Annotated in this window: 5 protein-coding genes; all 5 read right to left on the bottom strand. The window is 66.6% G+C overall.

Going from position 1 to position 6,169, the window contains the following annotated elements; genetic code table 11:
• On the bottom strand, window positions 1–2,014 hold a 2,014-nt coding region (locus ACSLE4_RS05835; RefSeq protein WP_435903539.1), incomplete at its 3' end, for an ATP-binding protein.
• 110 nt (window positions 2,015–2,124) lie between these two features.
• Window positions 2,125–3,687: a YifB family Mg chelatase-like AAA ATPase gene (locus ACSLE4_RS05830; RefSeq protein WP_435903538.1), complete on the bottom strand. Its 1,563-nt coding sequence runs from the start codon at window positions 3,685–3,687 to the stop codon at window positions 2,125–2,127.
• Between the two features lie 174 nt (window positions 3,688–3,861).
• Entirely contained in the window at window positions 3,862–4,389 is a 528-nt protein-coding gene (locus tag ACSLE4_RS05825) for a nuclear transport factor 2 family protein (protein ID WP_435903537.1), read from the bottom strand.
• Window positions 4,390–4,403: 14 nt separating this feature from the next.
• Window positions 4,404–5,354: a glutathione synthase gene (gene gshB, locus ACSLE4_RS05820; RefSeq protein ID WP_435903536.1), complete on the bottom strand. Its 951-nt coding sequence runs from the start codon at window positions 5,352–5,354 to the stop codon at window positions 4,404–4,406.
• Window positions 5,355–5,393: 39 nt separating this feature from the next.
• On the bottom strand, window positions 5,394–6,053 hold the full coding sequence (locus tag ACSLE4_RS05815) for a pyridoxamine 5'-phosphate oxidase family protein (protein ID WP_435903535.1): 660 nt from the start codon (window positions 6,051–6,053) through the stop codon (window positions 5,394–5,396).
• Between the last annotated feature and the right edge of the window lie 116 nt (window positions 6,054–6,169).

The following is a 6,169-nucleotide window of genomic DNA, read 5'->3' as shown; positions in this document are numbered from 1 at the left end:
CCATCAGCACGAGGTCAAAGCTGTGGCCTTGCGCGAGCGCGGCTCGCGCCTTGCCGATCGCCTCGGCGCCGTCCCTGGCGTGGGTGACCTGCGCGCCCGACTTCTCCAGCACGGTTCGCGCGAGCAGCGCGTTGATGTCGTTGTCCTCGGCCAGCAGCACCGAAATACCTTCGCTGGTGCCGGCCTTCTCGAGCGGCGCACGGCGAGGCTCGCTTGCGGCCGTGCTGCCGGACGGGCGTGCGCCGTCCGTATTGAAGAGCTGGGTCAGTGCAGACATTGGCCGCACCGGGCGCACCAGATAGCCGTTGAAACCCTCCTCGCGGAAACGTGGAATGTCGCTGCGCTGGCCCGGGTCGATGGTCACCACGGCCCGCGGGGCGCGCCCATCGGCACAAGCGCGCAGTAGCGGCATGACGCGGCTCGCGGCCGCGGCGTTGGCCTTATCGGTCAGGAGCGCGGTGAACGGCATGCCCTCCTCGGCTGCATGCCGTGCCACGCGCAGAGCCTCCTCCGCCTTCACCCGTGCCACGCTGGCGCCCATGGCGACCAGGAGGTCGCCCGCGAGCGCCGCCTCGATCGCACCGTCCAGCACGATCAGCACCCGCTCGCCCGCGTGCGGTTTGGGCCAGTCCGCGCCAAGCTGCGGGACCTGCGCGGGCGTGGCGAATGGCAGATCGACGGTGAAGGTCGCGCCGGCGCCGGGTACGCTCGTCACGTCGACCCGGCCGCCCATCTCGTCGACCAGACGTTTGGAGATTGCTAGGCCGAGTCCCGTGCCGCCATGGCGCCGCGCGGGCCCCTGCTCGGCCTGCTCGAACTCGGAGAAGATGCGCTCCAGCGCCTGCGGCGCCACGCCGGGGCCAGTATCGCGCACGGCGAAACGCACCACCGCACCGCCGTCCTTCGCGGATGCCGGAGCCGGGACGACCGTCAAAGCCACGCCGCCCTGATCGGTGAACTTGATGGCGTTCCCCAAGAGATTCATCAGGATCTGGCGCACGCGCATCTCATCGCCGATCACTGTCTTCGGCAGGTCGGGCGCGGCGAACCAGCCGATCTCGAGCCCCTTGTCACGGCCACGCGGCGCCAGCAGCTCGATGACGCCTTGCGCGGCGTCGGATATCTCGAAGGGTGCGGTGCGCAGCTCGATCTTGCCTGCTTCGATCTTTGAGAAGTCGAGCACCTCATCGATAAGCGAGAGCAGCGTGGTCGCCGAGGTGGAGATGGCGCGCGCATAGGTGCGCTGTTCCGGCGAGAGCTGCGTGTCGAGCAGGAGCCCGGTCATGCCGAGAATGCCGTTCATCGGCGTGCGGATTTCGTGGCTCATCGAAGCGAGGAAGCGCGACTTCGCGTGGCTTGCGGTCATCGCGTGATCGCGCGCTTGCGCCAGTGCCATCTCCGCCGCGCGCTGCTCGGTGATGTCCCGGCCGACGCTTTGCACCTCGCGCACGCTGCCGTCTTCGCCGGCGACGGGAAAATCCTCCCAAACGAACCAGCGCGGCCCGGCCGTCGTCGAGAGCTCGACCACCCGGCTGGTGCGCTCATCGTGATCCGGCGGCGCATCGTCCTTCCGGTCGCTGTTGAGAACGGGAAGCTGGAAAGCCTGTCCGAGCGCCGTCTCGCGCGCGAGCCCGAAGGTCCGGCAGAAGGCATCGTTGACGAAGGAGAGGCGCCCGTCCGCGTCGCGCCGCGAGATCACGTCGCCTTGGTAATCGAGCAGGTCGCGATAGCGCGCCTCGCGCTCGCGGACCTCCCATTGCAGGTCTTTCAGGGATTCAAGGCTAGAGTCGAGCCGGGTGGCCATCGCTTCCAGCCGCGCTTCGCCCGCGTCGGATTTGCGGTTGGCGACCAGGGCCAGCAACGTGACGCCGAGCACCAAGGGCAATAGCGCCAGCGTGGTGGTGGTGCCGAGAAGCACAAAAGAAAGCGCGATGAGCGCCAGTGCGAACAGCCCAAAGGCCACTCGCACGCCCATCCCACCGGCGCAGTCAGCGCCGAAGCTCTGCCGGATCATACGCTGCACTGTTTGACGCCGATTGTTATCGACGGGCTTTGAGCCCGCCGGTTTCATTGGCGCCAAGAAAACCAGAGAAAGCTTGAAAAACCTTTAGCGGCGGGCGGCGCTCACGCCGCCGCCCTGGCCCGGCGCAAGGTTTCGCCGCGATAGCTCAGGGCCTCGGCGATATGGATGCGGGCGACTTTGCCCTCTCCGTCGAGGTCGGCGAGCGTCCGCGCGACACGCAGCGTCCGGTGATAGCCCCGCGCGCTGAGAGACAGCGCATTGGCGGCCTCGCGCAACAGAGAAAGGCCTTGCTTCTCCGGTGCGGCGATCTCCTCGAGGAGAGCACCGTCACAATCGGCATTGGTGCGCACGCGCGGCAAGCCAAGGCCCGCATAGCGCCCGGTCTGGATCTGGCGCGCCGCGGCCACGCGGGCCCGCACTTCGGCGCTGCCTTCGCAAGGCTGGGGCAACACGAGATCGGCGGCCGACACCGCGGGCACTTCGATCTGGAGATCGATGCGGTCGAGCATGGGTCCCGAGATGCGCGCCTGGTAGCGCTCGGCGCAAGAGGGCCCTTGACGGCACACATGGCCGGGCGCGCCCGCGTGCCCGCAGCGGCACGGATTCATCGCGGCGATCAGTTGGATGCGCGACGGGTAGGCGATGCGGTGATTGGCCCGGGCGATGACCGTTTCGCCGGCCTCGAGCGGTTGGCGGAGCGCATCGAGCACTTGCGGGTTGAACTCGGGCAATTCGTCGAGGAACAGCACACCGAGATGAGCCAGCGCCGCTTCCCCGGGGCGCGGCCTGGTGCCGCCCCCGACCAAGGCCGCCATGCTCGCCGAGTGATGCGGCGCGCGGAACGGGCGGGTCCGCCCGATGCGGCCGCCCGCGAGATCGCCGGCGAGGCTGCGGATCATGCTCACTTCCAGCATCTCGGCGGGCTCGAGCGGCGGCAGGATGGAGGGGAGCCGCTTCGCCAGCATCGACTTGCCGGCGCCGGGCGGGCCGATCATGAGAAGATGATGTCCGCCGGCCGCGGCCACTTCGAGCGAGCGCTTGGCCGTCTCCTGGCCCTTGATGTCGCGCAAGTCCGGCATGGCGTCATCGCCCGGGTCGGGGTTGGGCACCGGCCGCCGCAAGGTCTGAAGCCCCTTGAAGTGGTTGATGAGCTGGAGGAGATCGGCGGGCGCCAGGATCGGCATGTCGGAGGCGGCCCAGGCGGCCTCCGGCCCGCACGCGGCCGGGCAGATCAGGCCTTTGTCGAGGGTGTTCGCGCCGATGGCCGCAGGCAGCGCGCCGGCAATGGTGGCGATGGACCCGTCGAGCGCGAGCTCGCCCAGCACGCAATAGCTTTCGATGGCATCGCGGGCAACCGCGCCGATCGCCGCCATCACTCCGAGCGCGATGGGGAGGTCGTAATGGCTGCCTTCCTTCGGCAGATCGGCGGGCGCGAGATTGACGGTGATGCGCTTCGGCGGCAGCGCGAGGCCGATGGCGTTCAGCGCGCCGCGCACCCGCTCGCGGCTCTCGGCCACGGCCTTGTCGGGAAGCCCGACAATGGTGAAGGCGGGCATGCCCGGACTGATCTGGACTTGCACGTCCACGGCGCGGGCTTCGATGCCCTCGAAGGCGACCGTGGTAACCCGGGCGACATGCGAAACCCCCGTTTTTAATGCGATCATTGTAGCGAACCCGGCGCGCCACGACAAGAACAATATAAGAACATTATGGGCCTGCGCAGCCGCCGGAGGTGTGCTTTGATCGGCGCATGCCGAAAGCCCTTCGGACGCGCGCGCTCCTCATTCATCGCCGCCTATCTCGCCGTGGTGGCGATCTGCGCGGGGATAAATCTGAGGTCAGCCTTTGGGAATGAGCGTGTTCGACGGCAAGCTCGGGTCGAGCAGCCGCGCCGTCTGCTCGGCGCCTGTCACCGGCAACGCCGCGGGATCGAGCAGCCCGATCTGCACGAGCATCGAAGCCTGGTCCCAATAGATGTGCTCATGCGCGACCTTGCCGTTTTTGACGCCGACCACCACCACGAGCGGGATGGTCACCTTGCGGCCGGTAGGCGGAACGCCCGGCAGAAAGCACTCCATCGGGCAATCGTGGGTGAAGCTGGCGATCACCTCGTCGACCACCTGGTCCTTGCTTTCGGTGCGCGACAGTAATTCGACGGTCCAATCCTCGGGCAGATGGCCGACGAACCAGCTGTCGTAGAAATGCCGCACCGCCTCGCGCCCCAAGCCTCCCGTCATGGTCGGTACGTTGGTGATATGCGGGCGATCGCCCATCGTCGCCATGGTGGCGTCGACGTCGTGCGTGACGAACTCGGCCGCGCAATGCGCGTCGAACAGCGCGCCGGGTCCCTCGGGATCATCTGACATCGCGTCCTCCCTTTCTACCTGCGCGCCGCCACCTTCTTCTCGACCACGTCCCAGATCATGGCGGCGATGTCCGGTCCGCCGAACGCCTTCACTTGGCGGATGCCCGTGGGCGAGGTGACGTTGATCTCGGTGAGATAATCGCCGATCACGTCGATGCCGGTGAAGATCAGCCCGCGCTTCTTGAGCTCGGGCCCGAGCCGCGCGCAGATCTCCTTCTCTCGCGCGGTCAGCGTTGTCGCTTCCGCGGTCCCGCCCACATGCAGGTTGGAGCGTGTCTCGTCCGCGGCTGGGACGCGATTGATGGCGCCCGCGACTTGGCCATCCACCAAAATGATGCGCTTGTCGCCCCCGCGCACTTCCCGAAGGTAGCGCTGCACCATGATCGGCTCACGGAAGGTAATGCCGAGCAGCTCGATCAGCGAATTGAGATTGGTGTCGCCCTCGGCGATGCGGAAAATCGCGGCGCCGCCATTGCCGTAGAGCGGCTTCACCACGATGTCCTTGTGCTCTTCGCGGAAGCGCCGGATTTCGTCGAGCGAGCGCGTCACCAGCGTGGGCGGCATCAGATCGAGAAAGTCGAGCACGAAGACTTTCTCCGGCGCATTGCGCACCGCCGCCGGGTCGTTGACCACGAGCGTGCCGGGCTGCAAGCGCTCCAGAAGATGTGTCGTGGTGATGTACGCCATGTCGAAAGGCGGGTCCTGGCGAAGCTGCACCACGTCGTAGCCGGCGAGGTCCTCCGTGCGCGGATGCGCGAGCCGGTAGTGATCGCCGGGCTTGTCCTCCACCGTGAGGCTATGGCCTTGCGCCATGAGCTTGCCGTCGCGCAGCGAGAGGTCCGCGGGCGTGTAGTAGAACACGTCGTGGCCGCGGCCTTGCGCTTCGAGCAGGAGGGCGAACGTGGAATCGCCCTTGATATCGATGCGCTCGATCGGGTCCATCTGAAAGGCGACTTTGAGAGCCATGGTGTTCGTGCCGGTCCTTGGAATTCCTGTTCGCTGTCCTCAGGCTTTGCCGTCGCCGCTGAAGACGTGCTCCATCCATTCGTCTTGCGTGATCTGGCCAGCCTCTTCGACGGCCGCGAGCTCGTCCGGCCGCAGTACATCTTCAAGTCCTTCGATGCGCTTCCATTCGCATAGCGGTGTCTCGGCCTCTTCGCGCGGAACATAGCGCGACATCTCGACCTTCTCGTAGCGGTGCACGTAGCGCGGACAGTTCATCCAGACATCGGAGACCGCCACGCGGACGACCATCTCGGCTTCCTTGAACAGGTCCATGTCGGGTCCGTCCATCACGATCTCCGCCCGGCCTTGCAGCCGCAAGCGGAACGGGCGGTCGAAGGCGATGAACAGAATGCCGATGTCCGGATGGGACTTCAGGTTGCCCATCGACAGATACATGCCGTTGCCGTCATAGCTCGGAAACGCGATCGTCCCGGCATCCAGCACTTTCACGAAACCGGGATCGCCGCCTTTGTATGACACCGTGGGCCGGCCATTGTGATCGACCGTCGCCAGGAAGAACATGTCGCGGCTTTCGATGAACGCCTTGGCGGCATCGTCGATCTCGGTCTGCGCCGCGATCTGCTCGATGCGGTCGGCCATGCGGCGGCTGTCAAAATGATCCTGAAACGCGCGGTGCTGCGGTCCGTACAGGCGGCTCATCGAAGGCTCCTCCCTCAAGGCTTTTTCACTGGGCGCACTCTAAGGCCAGGGGCAAAGGTGCGCATCTCACATTCCGGGTCAAACGGGAAATGCGTTCTCGATATGCCGCGGCCACG

Source organism: Methyloceanibacter sp. (assembly GCF_051306395.1).
GTDB lineage: Bacteria > Pseudomonadota > Alphaproteobacteria > Rhizobiales > Methyloligellaceae > Methyloceanibacter.
Note: the sequence above shows the minus strand (reverse complement) of the source record. Positions and strands in the feature narration are given on the sequence as shown.

What these genes read in the sequence shown, in the direction of transcription:
- ACSLE4_RS05830 (WP_435903538.1), bottom strand. Translation starts at nt 3,687, where the DNA reads ATGATCGCATTAAAAACGGGGGTTTCGCATGTCGCCCGGGTTACCACG.
- ACSLE4_RS05825 (WP_435903537.1), bottom strand. Translation starts at nt 4,389, where the DNA reads ATGTCAGATGATCCCGAGGGACCCGGCGCGCTGTTCGACGCGCATTGC.
- gshB (WP_435903536.1), bottom strand. Translation starts at nt 5,354, where the DNA reads ATGGCTCTCAAAGTCGCCTTTCAGATGGACCCGATCGAGCGCATCGAT.
- ACSLE4_RS05815 (WP_435903535.1), bottom strand. Translation starts at nt 6,053, where the DNA reads ATGAGCCGCCTGTACGGACCGCAGCACCGCGCGTTTCAGGATCATTTT.